The organism is Candidimonas humi, from assembly GCF_019166065.1.
Taxonomy (GTDB): Bacteria; Pseudomonadota; Gammaproteobacteria; order Burkholderiales; family Burkholderiaceae_B; genus Candidimonas; species Candidimonas humi.
In genome coordinates, this window is the sequence record NZ_JAHTBN010000008.1 from 50,589 (window position 1) to 69,376 (window position 18,788).

The following is an 18,788-nucleotide window of genomic DNA, read 5'->3' on the forward strand; positions in this document are numbered from 1 at the left end:
CGGCGGGCACGCCGCCGTAGTCCGCACCATGTCCAACGCCCTCTATTTCTACATACTCCCCATAGTCTTCTGGTTGTTCGTCGCTTGTTTCGTGTCCGCATGCGTTTCGGCGCTGACGCTGCTGCTGTTCACGCTGCGCAAGACCAACGAGGCATTCCAGCACCCCTACCTCAAAGAGCAGCCGTTCGAGCGCTACTCGTTCTCCATCCGCCTGTCCATGATCATGGACTACTTCTTCCGCATCTGCTTTCCGCACAGCCAGTTCTGGCTGGTGGGCCAGGCCAACCGGCTGCTGGCGCATGTCGACCCCCAAAAGATCCCGACCCGCCTCAAATGGCCCGTGGTCGGGCTGTGGGGCGGCTGCTATGTGGGGCTGGTGACGATAATCGTGCTGTGGGCCATGCTGCTGATGAAGATGTAGCCCGGATGCAGCCAGGCCCCGGGGCACGGCGCCTCGCCGGCGCGCCCGCCTGCGCCGGCGGGGCTCGCGGCCGCGGCACCCGCCACGCACTCCAACCCCGCGCACTCCCGAGAAATCCCATGAGCCGAAGCATCACGCACAACGCCGCCCGCCATCGCTACGAATACACCGAGGACGGCGTGCTTTGCGTGCTCGACTACGAACTGCGCGATGCCGGCGCCACCATGGCGATCCTGCACACCGGCGTGCCCGCGGCAGTCGGCGGGCGTGGCGTGGCCGGCGAGCTTACCCGCGCCGCCCTGGACGACGCGCGCTCGCGCGGCCTGAAAGTCCTGCCCCTGTGCAGCTACGCGGCCGCATGGATCGCGCGCCACCCCGACTATCGAGACCTGGTCGGGCCCGCCGCCGGCCGTTGATCCCGGCCCCGCAAGCGCGGCCCGGCGCGGCGCCCATTTCTCGGAGCCGCCGCCGCGGACGTCCCTGTGTCCAACCCCTGCGCCGGCGTTGTTGCGCCCCAGTGTGGCGCGCCTGCATCTCATGTCTTATATAAGATATAAGACATTTGCCTGATCCCCTTCTTTGCTCTTACAATTCCCCTGTTCGGGAAAGTTCTGAACAGGCCGGCCACGGCCGGGCCGCTCTTGGCCGATCCCGCCTCCCGCGTCCGGTAGGCGGACGTTCGCCCGCCATGCCCGGCCAGGCTGCAAATCCAGGAAATATCGAGATTCAGGCCCGTGCGCGCCGCCAAGCCGGCATGCGCGCCGGACCCAGGGCCGCTTGTTCAGCACCTCCGCGGTTTTTTCCAACCCTTCTTCACAGGGCACCATCATGCTGGAATCCTATCGCCAACACGCCGCCGAACGCGCGGCGCTGGGCATCCCTCCCCTGCCTCTGTCCGCGCAACAGACGGCGGACCTCATCGACCTGATCGAAAACCCGCCTGCCGGCGAGGCAGAGTTCCTGCTGGAACTGCTCACGCACCGCGTCCCCGCCGGCGTCGATGACGCCGCCAAGGTGAAGGCCTCGTACCTGGCCGCCGTGGCCCTGGGCAAGCGCGCCTGTCCTCTGATCGATCCGCGCAAGGCCACCGAACTGCTGGGCACCATGCTGGGCGGCTATAACATCAGCCCCCTGATCGAACTGTTGGACGACCCCACCCTGGGGCCCGTGGCCGCCGCAGGCCTGAAGAAGACGCTGCTGATGTTCGACGCCTTCCACGACGTGCAGGAAAAGGCCGAAAAGGGCAACGCCAACGCCAAGGCCGTGCTGCAAAGCTGGGCCGACGCGGAATGGTTCACCAGCCGCCCCGAAGTGCCCGAAAGCCTGATGATCACCGTCTTCAAGGTGAGCGGCGAGACCAATACCGACGATCTGTCCCCCGCACCGGACGCCTGGAGCCGCCCCGACATTCCGCTGCACGCCCTGGCCATGCTGAAGAACCCCCGTCCCGGCATCGAGCCGCAGGAACCGGGCAAGGTCGGCCCCATCAAATTCATCGAAAGCCTGAAAGAAAAAGGCCATCTCGTCGCCTACGTGGGCGACGTGGTGGGCACGGGCTCCTCGCGCAAGTCGGCCACCAACTCGGTGCTCTGGCACACCGGCAAGGACATCCCCTTCGTCCCCAACAAGCGCTTCGGCGGCGTGTGCCTGGGCGGCAAGATCGCCCCCATTTTCTACAACACCATGGAAGACGACGGCGCTCTGCCGATCGAGCTGGACGTCTCGGGCATGGAAATGGGCGACGTCATCGAACTGCGCCCCTATGAAGGCAAGGCCCTGAAGGACGGCAAGGTCATCTCCGAATTCAGCGTCAAGTCCGACGTGCTGTTCGACGAAGTGCGCGCCGGCGGCCGCATCCCGCTGATCATCGGCCGCGGCCTGACCGCCAAGGCGCGCGAGGCGCTGGGCCTGGCACCTTCTACCCTGTTCCGCCTGCCCGTGAACCCCGCCGACACCGGCAAGGGCTACACCCTGGCGCAGAAGATCGTGGGCCGCGCCTGCGGCCTGCCTGAAGGCCAGGGCATACGCGCGGGCACCTACTGCGAACCGCGCATGACCTCGGTCGGCAGCCAGGACACCACCGGCCCCATGACCCGCGACGAACTCAAGGACCTGGCCTGCCTGGGCTTCTCGGCCGACCTGGTGATGCAGTCGTTCTGCCATACCGCGGCCTATCCCAAGCCCGTGGACATCAAGACGCACCACGAACTGCCGGCCTTCATGAGCAATCGCGGCGGCGTGTCCCTGCGCCCCGGCGACGGCATCATCCACTCGTGGCTCAACCGCATGCTGCTGCCCGACACCGTGGGCACCGGCGGCGACTCGCACACGCGCTTCCCCATAGGCATCAGCTTCCCGGCGGGTTCGGGCCTGGTCGCCTTCGCGGCGGCCACCGGCGTCATGCCCCTGGACATGCCCGAATCGGTGCTGGTGCGCTTCAAGGGCACCATGCAGCCCGGCGTCACCCTGCGCGACCTGGTCAACGCCATTCCCCTGTATGCCATCAAGCAGGGCCTGCTCACCGTCGAGAAAAAGGGCAAGAAGAACATCTTCTCGGGCCGCATCCTGGAAATCGAAGGCCTGCCCAACCTCAAGGCCGAACAAGCCTTCGAACTCACCGACGCCTCGGCCGAACGCTCGGCGGCAGGCTGCACCGTGCGCCTGAACAAAGAGCCGATCATCGAATACATCACCAGCAACGTCACGCTGCTGAAGTGGATGATCGCCAACGGCTATGAAGACGAACGCACCCTGGGCCGCCGCATCAAGGCCATGGAAGCGTGGCTGGCCAACCCGCAACTGCTCGAACCCGACGCCGACGCCGAATACGCCGCCGTCATCGAGATCGACCTGGCCGACATCCACGAACCCATCCTGGCCTGCCCCAACGACCCCGACGACGTCAAGACGCTGTCGGACGTGGCCGGCACGCACATCGACGAAGTGTTCATCGGCAGCTGCATGACCAATATCGGCCACTTCCGCGCGGCTTCCAAGCTGCTCGAAGGCAAGCGCGACATTCCCGTCAAGCTCTGGGTGGCGCCGCCCACCAAGATGGACCAGAAACAGCTCACCGAGGAAGGCCATTACGGCGTGCTGGGCGGAGCCGGCGCGCGCATGGAAATGCCGGGCTGCTCGCTGTGCATGGGCAACCAGGCGCAGGTGCGCGAAGGCGCAACCGTCGTCTCGACCAGCACGCGCAACTTCCCCAACCGCCTGGGCAAGAACTCCAACGTGTACCTGGCCTCTGCCGAACTGGCCGCCATCTGCTCGCGCCTGGGCCGCATCCCGACCCGCGAGGAATACATGGCCGACATCGGCGTCATCAACCAGAACGGCGACAAGATCTATCGCTACATGAACTTCGACCAGATCGAAGACTTCCGCGAAGTCGCCGACGCGGTCGGCGTCTGAGTCCCGGCGAGCCGCCCCGTGCGGGCGGCCCGCCGGCCCAGGCCAAGACTGTGTCCATGCCCGAGGGGCGCCCGCCGGCAGGCAGGCGCCCCTCTTCTTTTGTGCAAGGGCGGCCGCGGAAATTTATCGCCGCAGGCCCCTGCAAAACTGCGGGAAACAAGCCTAAAATGTAGTGGTCGCGATACGTTGGAGACACACGCGCCGGCGGCTCTGGATGCGGGCGCGCGATGCCGGCGGCGCGACGCCTGCAGACATGCCGCCAGGCAATGGCGGCGCGTCCCCCCGGTTCAGGCGCCCCGCGCCCGGCCGGCCCCTTTCCGATCGCCTGCCTCTACGGAGCTCCTGCCATGCCGAACAACACGTTCAACAGCCTGCAAAAATTCAAGGTGGGGCGCAAGACGGCCCAGTTCTATTCCCTGCCGGCGCTGGGCCGCAGCCTGGGAATCGACATGAAGCGCCTGCCGGTGTCGATCCGCATCGTCCTTGAATCGGTGCTGCGCAACTGCGACGGCAGCAAGGTCACCGAACAACACGTGCGCGAACTGGCCGGCTGGAAAGCCAACGCCAGGCGCACGACCGAAATTCCCTTCGTCGTGGCGCGCGTGGTGCTGCAGGACTTCACCGGGGTGCCGCTGCTGGCCGACGTGGCCGCCATGCGCTCGGTGGCCGAGCGCATGGGCAAAGACCCCAAGCGCATCGAGCCGCTGGTGCCGGTCGACCTGGTGGTCGACCACTCCGTCATGATCGACTACTTCGGCACGCCCAAGGCGCTGGGCATGAACATGCAGGCCGAATTCCACCGCAACCGCGAACGCTACCAGTTCCTCAAGTGGGGCATGCAGGCCTTCAACACCTTCGGCGTGGTGCCCCCGGGCGTGGGCATCGTGCACCAGGTCAACCTGGAATACCTGGCGCGCGGCGTGCACCATGACGCCAAGAACAACATCTACTACCCCGACACCCTGGTGGGCACCGACAGCCACACCACCATGATCAACGGCATCGGCGTGGTCGGCTGGGGCGTGGGCGGCATCGAAGCCGAAGCCGGCATGCTGGGCCAGCCCGTCTACATCCTGACCCCCGATGTCGTCGGCGTCGAACTCAAGGGCGAACTGCGGGGCGGCGTCACCGCCACCGACCTCGTGCTCACCATCACCGAAATGCTGCGCCGGGAAAAAGTCGTCGGCAGCTTCGTCGAATTCTGCGGCCCCGGCACCTCCAGCCTGTCGGTCACCGACCGCGCCACCATAGGCAATATGGCGCCCGAATACGGCGCCACCATGGGCTTCTTCCCGGTCGACGACCGCACCATCGAATACTTCAAGGGCACCGGCCGCAGCAACGAAGAAATCGAGGCCCTCAAGGCCTACTTCAAGGCCCAGGAAATGTACGGCATCCCGCGCGCCTCCGACATCTCCTACAGCAAGCTGCTGACCCTCGACCTGTCCACCGTCACGCCCTCGCTGGCCGGCCCCAAGCGTCCCCAGGACCGCATCGAGCTCGGCAAAGTCAAGGACACCTTCGCCGACCTGTATTCGCGCAAAACCGCCGAAAACGGCTTCAACCAGCCGGCCGCCAATCTCGGCAAGACCTACACCACCAGCGCCGGCACCGAAATCCACAACGGCGACATAGTCATCGCCGCCATCACCTCCTGCACCAACACCTCCAACCCCAGCGTCATGCTGGCCGCCGGGCTGCTGGCCAAGAAAGCCGTCGAGGCCGGCCTCAAGGTGCCCAAGCGCATCAAGACCTCGCTCGCCCCCGGCTCGCGCGTCGTCACCGAATACCTCACCAAGACCGGCCTGCTGCCCTACCTCGAAAAACTCGGCTTCGCCGTCGCCGCATACGGCTGTACCACATGCATCGGCAATGCCGGCGACCTCACGCCCGACATGAACCAGGCCATCAACGACCACGACCTGGTCTGCGCCGCCGTCCTCTCGGGCAACCGCAACTTCGAAGCGCGCATCCACCCCAACGTCAAGGCCAACTTCCTGGCCTCTCCGCCCCTGGTCGTGGCCTACGCCCTGTCCGGCACCATGCTGCGCGACCTCATGACCGAACCCGTCGGCAAGGGCAAGAAAGGCAATGTCTGGCTGGGCGACATCTGGCCCAGCAACGCCGAAGTGCAGGCCCTGCTCAGCCAGGCCATGGATCCGGACGCCTTCCGCGCCAACTACAGCCAGATCAAGAGCAAGCCGGGCAAACTCTGGCAGCAAGTGGCCGGCGTACAGGGCGAAGTCTACGACTGGCCCGAATCCACCTACATCGCCGAACCCCCTTTCTTCACCGACTTCGGCATGCGGCCCGCCCCCATGCCCCAGGTGCGCGGCGCCCGGGTGCTGGCCATCTTCGGCGACTCCGTCACCACCGACCACATCTCGCCGGCAGGCTCCATCAAGGAAAACTCGCCGGCCGGCGTCTGGCTCAAGCAGCACGGCGTGGCCAAGCAAGACTTCAACAGCTACGGCTCGCGCCGCGGCAACCACGAAGTCATGATGCGCGGCACCTTCGCCAACGTGCGCATCAAGAACCTGATGATCCCCGCCAACCCCGACGGCAGCCGCTTCGAAGGCGGCGAAACCCTGCACCAGCCCGACGGCTCCCGCATGTCCATCTACGACGCCGCCATGAAATACGTGGCCGACGGCGTGCCCACCGTAGTCTTCGGCGGCGAAGAATACGGCACCGGCTCCTCGCGCGACTGGGCGGCCAAGGGCACCCAGCTCCTGGGCGTGCAGGCGGTCATCGCCCGCAGCTTCGAGCGCATCCACCGCAGCAACCTGGTGGGCATGGGCGTCCTGCCCCTGCAGTTCAAGGGCCAGGACAGCGCCGTCTCGCTGGGCATCACCGGCGAAGAAACCTTCGATATCTCCGGCATCGAAAACGGCATCACGCCGCAGCAGGACGTCACGCTCACCATCCACCGCAAGGACGGTTCCAAGCAGGACGTCACCATGCTGCTGCGCATCGACACCGCGACGGAAGTCGACTACTACCAGAACGGCGGCATCCTGCCCTACGTCCTGCGCGACCTGCTGGCCGCCTGAACCGCGCCCGGCACGCCACCGCCCTGCCGGGCGGTGGCATCAAACGGCTGGGGCCAGGGGTATTCGCACCCCTCAACGCACCAAGCCCCACCCACGCCCTCTACCCGCCTACAGCACGGGCCCGTTCGGGGCCACAGACCAGAAACCCGTCCGGCAACGACAAACGCAAAGCCCATCCGCCTGCAAAACGAGCGGAGAGAACGGGGTACCTCCCGGAGGTGCGTGGGGTATCGCACCGGAGGGAGGTACCCCGTTCTAGGCCGCGTCTAAAGCACGCAACCCGCCGACGCATCAAAACCCATAACCACCCGCCATCCGTCCACAAAACGAGCGGAGGGAATGAGGTATCTCCCGGAGGCGAGCGGGTCATCGAGCCGGAGGGAGGTACCCCATTCCAGGCCGCGTCTAAAGCACGCAGCCCGCCGACGCATCAAAACCCATAACCACCCGCCATCCGTCCACGAAACGAGCGGAGGGAATGGGGTATCTCCCGGAGGCGAGCGGGTCATCGAGCCGGAGGGAGGGTACCCCATTCCAGGCCGCGTCTAAAGAACCCAACCCGACGACGAATCAAATCCCAAGCCACAGCTACATCAAGAACAAGGCCCCGAGGCATGGGGATAGAGCGCATATCCCCCCCTCCCGGCCATAGGGTTAAACTAGAACATTCCCCAGAGCCCACATCCACCTCCATGCCCCGTACGTCCGACCTCGCCCCCACCGCCAAGCCGACCCGCGAAGCCCAGCAGCTCGTCACGCTGGCGCAGGCGCTTGCGCTATCGGGCAGCCGCCTCGAAGACGCATACTGGGAAAACCTGCTCGCCGGCCACGTCAGCAAACTGCTGCAAAGCAAACGCAACCGCAGCGTCGAATCCGCGCTCGACCACCTCGCCGCGCACGACCTGCCCGCCTACGAAATCCTCGTCGAACAAGCCGAGACATCCTCGGAATCCACCCGCATCGAGGCCGACGGCGTCGAATACGACGCACTATTGTTCTCCGCCCCCATCGTCGCCTGGACCCGCTACCGCCTGCCCGACGGCCGCCTGGCCGCCGACCTGAAACAAACCCTGCAGGCCCAACTGCAACAACACATCGTCGCCGAAGGCGCGCGCCTGGCCATCCTGCCCGAACTCGTCAGCTTCGACCAAATGCCCCAATCCTTCCAGGACACCTGGAACTGGACGCGCCGCCTCGGGCTCGCCGCGCTGGGCCAAGGCCGCGAAACCTCGCTGCTCAAGGCCCCGCCGGACTCCGAAGGCATGCTGGCCGACGCGCGCTTCATCGTCGGCGCCATCGTCGTGCCCAAAGGAGCAGCCCTGTTCCGCTGGCAGTCCCAGGCCGAACCCGTCTCGCGCGGGCAATGCCTGGAACGCTGGGCCGCCGACAGCAGCGCGGCCCTGGGGCCCCTGTTCACCGGCTGCCAGTTCGACTACGTGCAGCCCGACGCCTTCTACATCAGCAATCGCGAAGCCGACCGCCGCATCCGGCCCCTGGCCCTCAAGGCCGCCGTGGCCTGGCTTTCGTCCGCGGCCGGCATCGAAGCCGCCGACCTGCGCGCCGTCATCGCCGGCTGCGGCGAAACCCAGGTCGAGGAATACCGGATCGGCTTCGGCACCCGCCAAAGCAGCGAAGTCGTCTACGGCTGCATCTGGCCCATACTCAGCAAGGACGAAGCCGCCGCCGAATCCGAGGACGGCGGGCGCATCGACATACCCGACGAAATCGCCGCCGAACTCAAAGAGCTCGGCGTGGCCGACATACGCCGCCTGCCGGGCCTGTACCCGGCGGAATTCTGCGAAGACTGCGGCGCCCCCTACTTCCCCAACGCCCTGGGCGAAATGATGCACCCCGAGGTCCCCGAAGAGGCCGACCTGGGCCCCGCCCATTTCCATTGACGCGAGCCGGCGGGCGCGACGCAGCGGGATGACCCGCCCGCGGCCCGTTCTCACCATGCCCATCAGCTACGACATATTCTGCCGCGTCGTCGACAACTACGGCGACATCGGCGTCTGCTGGCGCCTGGCCCGGCAACTGGCCGACACGCCCGGCGCCGGCCCGCTGCGCCTCTGGGTCGACGAATTGCGCAGCTTCGCCCGCATCGAGCCGCGCCTGGATCCCGGCCTGGCCGCCCAATCGCTTGCAGGCGTCGAAGTCAGGCACTGGGCCGAACCCCTGCCCGATACCGAGCCCCACGACGTCGTGATCGAGGCCTTCGCCTGCGACACCCCCGCGTCGTTCGTGGCGCGCATGCGGCAACACCGCAGCCTGTGGATCAACCTCGAATACCTCAGCGCCGAGCCCTGGGTGGAACAGTGCCACGCACTGCCTTCCCTGCAGGCCAACGGCCTGCGCAAGGCCTTCTTCTTTCCCGGCTTCACCTCCCGCACCGGCGGCCTGCTGCGCGAGCCCGGCCTGCTGGAGGAACGCAACCGCTGGCTGGCCCAGCCGGAACTGCGCGCCGGCCTGCTGCGCAGCCTGGGGCTGCCAAGTCTCGCCGTGCAAGGGCTGCTCGACGGCTGGCGCCAGGTCTTCCTGTTCTGCTATCCCGAGGCCCCGGCCGAAGCCCTGCTGCGCGCACTGGCGCGGGATCCGCGGCCCAGCGTGGTGCTGGTGCCCGCGGGCGTGCGCCCAGGGCTGGCGCGCCACGCCGCCGCTCATGTACATGTCCATGAGATTCCTTTCCTTGCCCAGACCGCATTCGATCCGCTGCTGTGGGGCAGCGACCTGAACTGCGTGCGCGGCGAAGACTCCCTGGTGCGGGCCATCTGGGCCGGCCGGCCCCTGGTCTGGCAACTTTATCGGCAAGAAGAAAACGCCCATCTGGCCAAGCTCGACGCCTGGCTGGAGCACGGGCCCGTCCCGGACGCCCGCCGGGGCCTGTTGCGGGCCTGGAATACCGGCACGGAAGATTTCGAGCAGGAACTGGAGCAGGCCCTCGCGCCCGACGCATGGCGGCAATGGCAGCAGCATGCGGCGAGCTGGGCCCGCGGCATGCTGGCCCTGCCCGAGCTGGCGGGCTCGCTGGCCGCCTTCTGCGTGGAAATCCTGCAAACAGGTTAAAATACCGAGTTTTTCAAAGAAACCGCGCTTGGCGCGCAGGCCTTGCCCGATACGCCGGCACAGGCTATGCGCGCGCTGCGTATCGGGCGCGGCACATCAATCCGGAGCATTTTCCAAACATGAAAACCGCACAAGAATTGCGCGTTGGCAACGTGGTAATGGTGGGCAGCGACCCGCTGGTCGTACAGAAGGCCGAATACAACAAATCCGGCCGCAACGCGGCGGTGGTCAAGCTCAAGTTCAAGAACCTGCTAACCGGCTCGGGCAGCGAATCCGTCTACAAGGCCGACGAAAAATTCGAGGTCGTGGTGCTCGATCGCAAGGAATGCACCTACTCGTACTTCGCCGACCCGATGTACGTCTTCATGGACGAAGAATACAACCAGCACGAAGTCGAGGCCGACAGCATGGGCGACGCGCTCAACTACCTCGAAGAAGGCATGCCTGTGGAAGTGGTGTTCTACGACGGCCGCGCCATCTCTGTGGAACTGCCCACGATCGTGGTGCGCGAAATCACCTACACCGAGCCGGCCGTGCGCGGCGATACCTCGGGCAAGGTGCTCAAGCCCGCCAAGATCAACACCGGCATGGACCTGAACGTGCCCCTGTTCTGCGCAATCGGCGACAAGATCGAGATCGACACGCGTACCGGCGAATACCGCAGCCGCGTGATGTAATCGCCAGCCGGGCCGCAGGCCCGGCATGGACGCCGCGGCCAAGGGCCCCGGCGCGCCGGCGACGTGCTTACTGCAGCCTGTCGTCGTCGAGGAAGTCGGGAATGGGCATCACCGCGATGCCTTCCTGCGCCAGCGATTCGCGCTCTTGCGGCGTAGCCGTGCCGCGGATCGCCCGCTCTTCGGTTTCCCCCGCATGCATGCGCCGCGCCTCGTCGGCGAAGCGTTCCCCGACATTTTCCGTATTGCGCACCATCTGGCGCACCTGGCGCATGATTTCGGCTTGCAGGCGGGCCATCTGGGCGCCGCCCGGCGCCGCCACCGGCATCGCGCCCTGCGCGGGCGCGCGGGCCTCGCCCTCGGGCCGTGCGCCCGTGTTGACGCGCGGCGCCGACAGCTTCTTGTCGACCTTGTGGCTGCCGCAGACGGGGCAGCTCAAGAGGCCGCCCTCGCGCTGCGATTCATAATTTTCGAGCGAACCGAACCAGCCCTCGAAGACGTGGCCGGAATCGCACTGGAGATCAAAGACTTTCAGGCTCATGGAAGCACTATGGGGGCGCAGCGCCGGATTGCAATACCGCTGCCGCCAGAACGGAAATTACTTCTACTATAACCGCGGGCGCGCCCAGGCAAAACGCCGGCGCGCGGCGGCCGACACGAACAACGCCGGCCTGCGCGAAGACGCGGTTTCATGGGTGCTAATTTCCGAGGCACGACACCAGGCCCTCCCACAGCCCCGGCGGGGACTCCGCTACGATGACCGGGACCGGCGCTACAGGCGCGGCACGGCCCGCAGCAGCGCCCGGGTGCTTTCATGCGCCGGATGCAGCAGCACCTGCGCCGCATCCCCTTGCTCGACGATGCGCCCGGCATGCATTACCGCGATCCGGTCGGCCAAGTATTCCACCACCCCGAAATTGTGGGTGATGAACAGATAGGCGATGCCGCGTTCCTTCTGCAGGTCCTGCAGCAGATCGAGAATCTGCGCCTGCACCGACACGTCCAGGGCCGAAGTGGGTTCGTCGCAGACCAGCACGCGCGGCTCCACCGCCAGGGCCCGCGCAATGGCCAGCCGCTGCCGCTGGCCGCCCGAAAACTCGTGCGGATAGCGCCGCGCGGCGTCCGCCGGCAGGCCGACCCGGTCCAGCAGCCCGCCGGCAATGGCGGCGCGATCGGCGGCGCTCAGCCCGGGGCGCAGCGCCTCCATGCCTTCCTGCAGGATCTCGCCCACCTGCATGCGCGGATCCAGTGACGCGTAGGGGTCCTGGAATACGATCTGCAAGCGGCGCCGCAAGTCTTTCAGGCGCGCGCCGCGCGCATCGAGCAGCGATTCGCCCTGGAACTCGGCCTGCCCGAGCACCTGGGCCTGGCCGTCCAGCAGGCGCAACAAGGCCTTGGCCACCGTGGTCTTGCCGCAGCCCGACTCGCCCAGCAGCGCCAGGGTTTCGCCGGCGCGCAGATCGAACGACACATCCTCGGCGGCCACATGGCCGGGATCGGCCCGGCGCAGCAGCCCGCCGCGCGGCCTGTAGCGCACCTCCAGGCCGCGCACGCGCAAGACGATGTCCCCCTCGAGGCGCGAGGGTTCGTCCGGAGGAGCGGCGCCCGCGGCATTCGCGGCATTCGCGGCATTCGCGGTGTGGGCGGCCTGTGCGCCCTGTGCGGCATTGGCGGCATCCGTAGCATCCGCAACACCCTTGACGTCCATGGCGCCTGCCGCATCGGGCGCCATCGCGCTCAGCCTGCGGCCGCGCTTGGCATAGCTCGGCATGGCGGCGATCAGCTCGCGCGCATAGGGATGCCGCGGGTTGGCGAAGAACTCGGCCGCCTCGCGCGTTTCCACGATGCTTCCGTGGCGCATCAAGGCCACGTGATGCGCCACGTTCCTGACCACGGCCAGATCGTGGGTGATCAGCAGCATGGCCATGCCCATCTCGCGCTGCATCTGCGCCAGCAGATCCAGGATCTGCGCCTGCACCGTGACGTCCAGCGCCGTGGTCGGCTCGTCGGCGATGAGCAATGCCGGACGGGCCGCCAGCGCCATGGCTACCATGATGCGCTGCTTCTGCCCGCCCGAAAACTGGAAAGGGTAATCGTCCAGGCGGCGCCGCGGCTCGGGGATCCCCACGCGCTCGAGCCAGCGCACCGCCTGCTCGCGTGCCTGCGCGCCCCTGGCGTCCGTATGGGCACGCAGCACCTCCAGCAGTTGCCGGCCCACCGTCAGCACCGGATTCAGGCTGGTGGAAGGCTCCTGGAACACCATGCCGATGCGCCCGCCGCGCACGGTGCGCATGCGGGACTCGGGCAGCGCGTTCAATTCCAGGCCTTCCAGCCAGGCCTGGCCGCCGGCGACACGGCCCGCTTCGGGCAACAGGCGCATCAAGGCCAGCGCCGTCATGCTCTTGCCGCAACCCGACTCGCCCACCAGGGCGAAGGTCTGGCCGCGGCGCACGCACAGGTCCAGGGCCTTGACGGCCTCGGCCATGCCCGCCTCGCTATACACCTGCACGGTCAGATCGCGCACCGACAGCACGTCCGCGGCGTCGCGCCGATCTGCAGTGGGCCGCACTGTCGTGTTCATGGCCGCTCTCCGGCGCCAGCCTGCGCGGCCTGCCGCCCGCGCCGCGCGAGGCGCGGCAGGCGCGGCCGGTAGCTGCGCATGCGCGGATCGAAGGCCTCTTGCACGGCATCGGCGAACAGATTGGCCGACAGTACCAGCGCCAGCAGGAATACGAAGGCCGAGGCCAGGTTCCACCAGATCATGGGGTCGCGCGACATCTCCAGCCGCGAGGCGTCTATCATGGTGCCGAAAGACGGCATGCTGGGATCCACCCCTATGCCCAGGTAGGACAACACCGCCTCGTAGAGCACCAGGCCCGAGAATTCCAGCACCATAGAAATCAGCACGATGTGCATCAAATTGGGCAGCAGGTGCCGGCGCATGATGCGCCAGTGCGACAGGCCGAACGCGCGCGCCGCCTGCACGTATTCGAGTTCGCGCAGCTTCAGCGTCTCGGCGCGCACCAGCCGGCACAGCCCCGCCCAGCCTGTCAGCCCCAGTATCAGGCACAGCATGAACAGCCGCAGGTCGGCGCGCATGGCCACGGTCTGGAACAGGCCCGGATTATTGTCGATGTACACCTGCATCATCAGCACGCAAGCCGCCACCAGCAACACGCCAGGTATGGAGGTAAGCGTGGTGTAGACATACTGGATGAGATCGTCGATCCAGCCCTTGAAATATCCCGCCGAAATGCCGAACACCAGGGCTGGCGGCAGCATGGTGATGGTGGTCAGGGTGCCGATCACCAGCGCCGTGCGCACGCTCTTCAGGGACCGCAGCAACACATCGTTGCCGCTGCGGTCTGTGCCCAGCACGTGGTAGTCCATGCCCAGTGCCACGACGACGCACACCAGCAGGCACAATATGGCGGCCATCAGCCACATGGCGCGCCAGGGCAGCGCATTCCGCCCGGGCTGCCACCATGACGCCCAGGCCTCGCGCCAGCCGGCGCCGCGGCGCCGATGTCCCCAGGCCAGCGCCAATGCCAGGGCCAGCGCGCAAGCAGCGCCGGCGGCCACGCCCATCGCCACGCGCCGCAGTATATCGGCGCGATGGTCCGCATCCGAATGCAGTTTCCGGCCGGCGTGCCGCAGGCGCGGATAGTCGCGCCGGACCTGGCCGCCGACCCATTCGTTTTCCTTGGTGAACTGGCGCAGCGCCAAAGGCGCGGAATAGGTTCTTTCGTGCGCGCCGATGCCGGCGGCCGCGAGCAGCGCGTCGAGCGCGGAACGCGATTCGGGCGCATAGACCGGGCTGGCGGCGCCCGCCTGCGGCGGCAGCCGCGGCCGGTAATGCACCGAGTCCAGCAGGCCGACCAGCACGAACAGGCCCAGCACGATGGCGGCGCACATCGCCGCGGGGCTGTGCCCTACCCGGGCCCAGGCCGAGCGCAAATGCGCCGAGCGCCGCGCCCGCAGCGCGTAGGCCGCCACCGCCAATACCAGGCAGTAGAGGAAGATGTCGGTCCAGAGCGGTGCGAACTGGGGCATGGCGATTCCAGGGCTTAGGGCCTGTTCACACTAAAAGGGGTGCCGCACTGGCGGACAGAAGCTCGCCAGGCCAGGCGCGGGCGAGGCCGCGTGGCCGCCCCACGCAACGAGTCCGCAACGACGCATGGCGGGCTTCTGTCCGCCAGCCCGCTGGGTGGCCACAAAACAGCCCGCCCCTCGGCGTTGCTCATGCTCGCCGTGGAGCCACCACGGCTGCGCTTCGCGCCTTGATGGACAGGTTGTTTTGTGGCCATGCGGTACCCCTTTTAGTGCGAACAGGCCCTAATCAAAACGCACCCTGGGATCGGCCAGGGTGTAGGAAATATCGGCCAGGATCAGCCCGACGATATACAGCAGCGAGCCCAGGAACACCATGGCGCGCACGATGGAAAAATCCTGGGCGTTGATGGCATCTATCGTGTAGCTGCCCAGGCCGGGAATGCCGAAGAACGATTCGGAAATCAGGCTGCCCATGAACAGCAGCGGAATGGCCGAGACCGTGCCCGTCAGGATGGGCAGCATGGCATTGCGCAGCACGTGCCGCAGCAGCACCGTACGCTCGGCCAGCCCCTTGGCGCGCGCCGTGCGCACATAGTCCTTGCCCATTTCCTCGAGGAACAGGCTGCGGTAGAAACGCGATTCGCCGCCCAGCCGCGAGCCTATGCCGACCAGCACCGGCAGCGCCAGGAAACGCAGGCCGTCGCTGCCGTCCAGGAAGCCCGAATACGGCACCCAGCGCAAGATCTTGGCGAACAGCCACTGCCCGGCGATGATGTAGAACAGGCTGGAAATCGACAACAGCACCACGCAGACCACCACTCCAGAAAAATCCAGCGGCGTCGCCCGGAAATACACCAGCAGCAGCGCAAAGCAGACGCATACGTACAGGCCCAGCACGAAAGTGGGCAGTGCCAGCGCGAGGCTCGGGCCCATGCGTACGCGGATCTGGTGGCCTATGTCCTTGCCGTCGTCGGACATTCCGAAATCCAGGCGCAGCAGCGGCGCCGAACGCGTGTAGAAAATGGTGTCGGTCCAGCGCGCCGGGCCGTGGGCCTGGGCGTTGAAGAGCAGCGGCTTGTCGTAGTCGTGCTCGGCCTTCCATTTTTCTATGGCGACCTGGCTGACGCGCTGGCCGCCGATCGCCAGGCGCGCCATGTCGTCGGGCGTGTTCACGGCAAAGAACAAGGCGAAGGTCAGCAGGTTCACGCCGATCAGCACCAGCACGCCATAGGCCAGGCGACGCAGGATATAGCTCAGCATGGTCCGTCTCCCGGCGAGTCTGCGGCGTCCAGCGCCGTGGCGCGCTCGCGGCGCCGTATCACGCGCCAGGCCGGATATACGCACAAGGCCAGCAGTGCCAGCAGCAGCCACAGCGGCCACCACACCGGCCGGTTCCAGGCCAGCAGGCTCTTTTCCCTGGCGGCCGGATCCAGCCGGTAGTACTGCAGCGAATCGCGCACCATCTGCGTCGGCTTGGCATTGCCCACCCAGCGCTGGTAGGCGCCGCCGGACTTCGGATAAAAGCCGAACATCCAGGGCGCGTCGGCCTGCACGATGGCCACCATGCGGTGCACGATGCGGTCCTTCTCGGGGCCGTCGTCCAGCAGGCGCATGCGCTCGAACAAATGGTCGAACTCGGGATTGCTGTAGTTGGCGGCGTTCTCGCCGCCATGCGCGGCCTTGGCATTGGGGCCGTAGAGCAGGAACAGGAAATTCTCGGGATCGGGGTAGTCGGCCACCCAGCCCCACATGAACATCTGCTCGGTGCCGTGGCTCATCTTGTCCTGGAAGCGGTTGTAGTCGGTGGCCCGCACCTCCAATCCGACATTGATCGCCGCGAGCTGGCGCCGCATCCAGTCCAGCGACGCGTCGGATCCCATGCCGCCGGCCGAATCATAGTGCAGGATCAGCGGCGCGCCGGTGCGCGCGTCGCGCCCGTCCGGATAGCCGGCCTCGGCCAGCAGGCGCCTGGCCTCGTCCAGCGGCCGGCGCTGCGGGTGCCCGTCATGCAGCGTATACACATAGGGGTCCATGCCCTCGGGGGCCGCCTGGTAGCCGGGGATGCCCGGCGGCAGCGGGCCGTAGGCTACCTGCCCCTGGCCGTTCTGGAATATGGATACGTACTGTTCCCAGTCGAAGGCGATGCTGATGGCCTGCCGCAGCTTGCGGTTTTTTTCTTGCTGCTGCGGCGTGTCGCCGCGCCCCACCACCGGGTCCAGCCAATTGAAACCCATGTAATAGATCTGCGCCTCGGTCGACGAAGGCAGGCGGATGCCGTGGCTCTTGTACAGCGCGGCCTTGCTGGCGGAGTCGGACGCGGCCACCCGCATGGCCACGCCGATGCCGCCGCCGTCGAGTTCGGGCACATCGTAATAGCCCTGCATGAACTTGCCCAGCAGCGGAATACTTTCCTTCTCCATGGAAAAGACGATGCGGTCGATGAACGGCGTGCGCTTGCCGCAATCGGCCAGCAGCCCCGCGGCGCGATCCGCCGGCTCGCCCTCGCAGGGGTAAGGCTCGCCGCGGAAATTCGGATTGCGCGACAAGACATGGCGCCGGTTCTGGATCGACTCGGTCAGCATGTACGGCCCGGTGCCCACCGGCCAGGTATTCAGGGACAAGTTGTGCCGCGCCATGCCCGGCTGCTGGTAGAAGCGGTCGGCCTCCCAGGGCACCGGCGCGGTAAAAGTCATGGCGAGCCAGTACTTGAATTGCGGATACTTGCCTAGCACCCGTATGCGCAAGGTGTGCGCGTCCAGCGCCTGCACGCCGTCGAAGCCGTAGCGGCGCAAGTCCAGCCAGGGCGCGGGCGTGCCCGGCGGGGCCTGGGCGCGCAGCGCGCGGTCGATCTGCTTGAGGCGTTCGCCGTATTCGTGCATGCCCACCACGTGCTCGGCCATGATGGCGTAGGCCGGCGACACCACGCGCGGACTGGCCAGGCGCCGGAAGGCGTAGACGTAATCGTCGGCCGTCAGCTCGCGCGTGCCGGTGTGGTGGAAGTCGCCGATGGCATATTTGTGCTCGAGAGCCCCAGGCGCCAGGGGCCAGTACACATAGCGCCCCGAGGCGTCGCGCGCGAAGGCGGGATGGGGCTGGAACAGGATACCGGGCTTGATATGGATGTCGTAGACACTGGTGGCGACTTCCTGTCCCGGCGCGTCCTGGGGCAGGCGGCGGCCGTCCTTGTCGAGATAGAACGGCGTGGCCAGCGCCGTGGCGGCGCGCGGCTCCAGTCGGTAGGGGCGAGCCAGGTAGGCGTAGCGGTATAGCGGTTCGTAGATGGAGTAGGTGAACGGCGTCTCGTCGGTCGAATACGAACTGGCCGGATCCAGGTACTTGGGCGAACGCTGCATGAACGCCGTGTAGAGCGTGTTCTGGCGCTCGGCGCCCTGGGCGTAGGGGCTGTTGACCGGCGTGCGCCCGCAGGCCGCGAGCAGCGCCAGCAGCCCCGCCATCGCGCCCCGCCGCAGCCAGGACCAGGATATGCGCCGCCCTTTCAGCACCGTCCCTGCTTCCAGCATTGGTAGCGCCACACCCAGGGCTGCGCGGCTTGCGGATCGCGCCACAGGCCCAGCCGCTCGCGGCGGGCGCGCTGCTCCAGGGCCTGCATCCGCGGATCGCGCATGAACCTGCCGCGGCCTTCCATATTGGCCCAGGCCATGCCCGCCGCCACCTGCTCGCGGTTGGCGCTGCGGCCGTCGCCCAGGGGCACATCGCAAACATCCCTGCCATAGCGGTCGCGCTCGTAGCATTCGAGGCGCAGGATCTTGCCCGCGACAAGGCCGGCCAAGGCTTTGCGCGAGGCCTGGGCCATGGGCTGTCCCGGCCTGTCGCTGCCCTTGCTGGTCTCGGGAGCGTCGATGCTGGCCATGCGTATGCGATGGCAGCGCCCGTCCACGAGCAAGGTAAAGGTATCGCCGTCGGCCACGTGCACGACCCGGCCTGCCAGGACATACTGTTGCTGCTGCGAGGACGGCGGCAGCGGCGCCCTGCGCGCATGCGCCGGAGCCAGGCAGGCCGCCGCCAGGGCCAGCGCAGCCATGGCCGCACGGCCGCCGCGCGGGACGATATTACCGAGACGTATCATGGTTCTCCAGACAGCAGCCGCAT

Annotated in this window: 13 protein-coding genes; 7 read left to right on the forward strand and 6 right to left on the reverse strand. The window is 67.0% G+C overall.

Translation table 11 applies throughout. From position 1 onward, the window contains the following. Positions 1-28: 28 nt before the first annotated feature. The 7 genes from KVP10_RS16390 (at position 29) to efp (ending at position 10,628) form a co-directional block, all read left to right on the forward strand. On the forward strand, positions 29-421 hold the full coding sequence (locus KVP10_RS16390; protein WP_217965699.1) for a hypothetical protein: 393 nt from the start codon (positions 29-31) through the stop codon (positions 419-421). A 119-nt stretch (positions 422-540) separates the two neighbouring features. Continuing rightward, the gene (locus KVP10_RS16395; RefSeq protein ID WP_217965700.1) at positions 541-837 is read left to right on the forward strand and encodes a GNAT family N-acetyltransferase; all 297 of its coding nucleotides are present in this window, start codon (positions 541-543) and stop codon (positions 835-837) included. Positions 838-1,249: 412 nt separating this feature from the next. Further along, on the forward strand, positions 1,250-3,835 hold the full coding sequence (acnB, locus tag KVP10_RS16400) for a bifunctional aconitate hydratase 2/2-methylisocitrate dehydratase (RefSeq protein WP_217965853.1): 2,586 nt from the start codon (positions 1,250-1,252) through the stop codon (positions 3,833-3,835). Positions 3,836-4,182: 347 nt separating this feature from the next. After that, on the forward strand, positions 4,183-6,888 hold the full coding sequence (gene acnA / locus KVP10_RS16405) for an aconitate hydratase AcnA (RefSeq protein ID WP_217965701.1): 2,706 nt from the start codon (positions 4,183-4,185) through the stop codon (positions 6,886-6,888). A 692-nt stretch (positions 6,889-7,580) separates the two neighbouring features. Further along, on the forward strand, positions 7,581-8,786 hold the full coding sequence (locus tag KVP10_RS16410; RefSeq protein WP_217965702.1) for a DUF2863 family protein: 1,206 nt from the start codon (positions 7,581-7,583) through the stop codon (positions 8,784-8,786). A 61-nt stretch (positions 8,787-8,847) separates the two neighbouring features. Next, on the forward strand, positions 8,848-9,951 hold the full coding sequence (gene earP, locus KVP10_RS16415) for an elongation factor P maturation arginine rhamnosyltransferase EarP (RefSeq protein ID WP_217965854.1): 1,104 nt from the start codon (positions 8,848-8,850) through the stop codon (positions 9,949-9,951). Positions 9,952-10,070: 119 nt separating this feature from the next. Then, the gene (efp, locus tag KVP10_RS16420) at positions 10,071-10,628 is read left to right on the forward strand and encodes an elongation factor P (RefSeq protein ID WP_217965703.1); all 558 of its coding nucleotides are present in this window, start codon (positions 10,071-10,073) and stop codon (positions 10,626-10,628) included. Positions 10,629-10,695: 67 nt separating this feature from the next. On the opposite strand, the gene KVP10_RS16425 is transcribed toward efp, so the two are convergent. From KVP10_RS16425 to KVP10_RS16450, 6 genes are all read right to left on the reverse strand, one after another. Beyond that, a complete protein-coding gene (locus tag KVP10_RS16425; protein ID WP_217965704.1) occupies positions 10,696-11,166 on the reverse strand; it encodes a DUF1178 family protein in 471 nt (156 codons plus the stop codon). A gap of 231 nt (positions 11,167-11,397) precedes the next feature. Then, positions 11,398-13,206, reverse strand: a complete 1,809-nt coding sequence (locus KVP10_RS16430) for an ABC transporter ATP-binding protein (protein ID WP_217965705.1) — start codon at positions 13,204-13,206, stop codon at positions 11,398-11,400. After that, positions 13,203-14,678 carry an ABC transporter permease gene (locus KVP10_RS16435; protein ID WP_217965706.1) on the reverse strand — a complete coding sequence of 492 codons (1,476 nt, stop codon included), beginning with the start codon at positions 14,676-14,678 and terminating at the stop codon, positions 13,203-13,205. The genes KVP10_RS16430 and KVP10_RS16435 overlap by 4 nt, the downstream gene beginning before the upstream one ends. A gap of 282 nt (positions 14,679-14,960) precedes the next feature. Next, a complete protein-coding gene (locus tag KVP10_RS16440) occupies positions 14,961-15,938 on the reverse strand; it encodes an ABC transporter permease (RefSeq protein WP_217965707.1) in 978 nt (325 codons plus the stop codon). Beyond that, on the reverse strand, positions 15,932-18,199 hold the full coding sequence (locus KVP10_RS16445; RefSeq protein ID WP_376810969.1) for an ABC transporter substrate-binding protein: 2,268 nt from the start codon (positions 18,197-18,199) through the stop codon (positions 15,932-15,934). Before KVP10_RS16445 ends, KVP10_RS16440 begins: the two co-directional genes overlap by 7 nt. Beyond that, positions 18,175-18,765, reverse strand: coding sequence for a thermonuclease family protein (locus KVP10_RS16450; protein ID WP_217965708.1), 591 nt, complete (start codon positions 18,763-18,765; stop codon positions 18,175-18,177). Before KVP10_RS16450 ends, KVP10_RS16445 begins: the two co-directional genes overlap by 25 nt. Between the last annotated feature and the right edge of the window lie 23 nt (positions 18,766-18,788).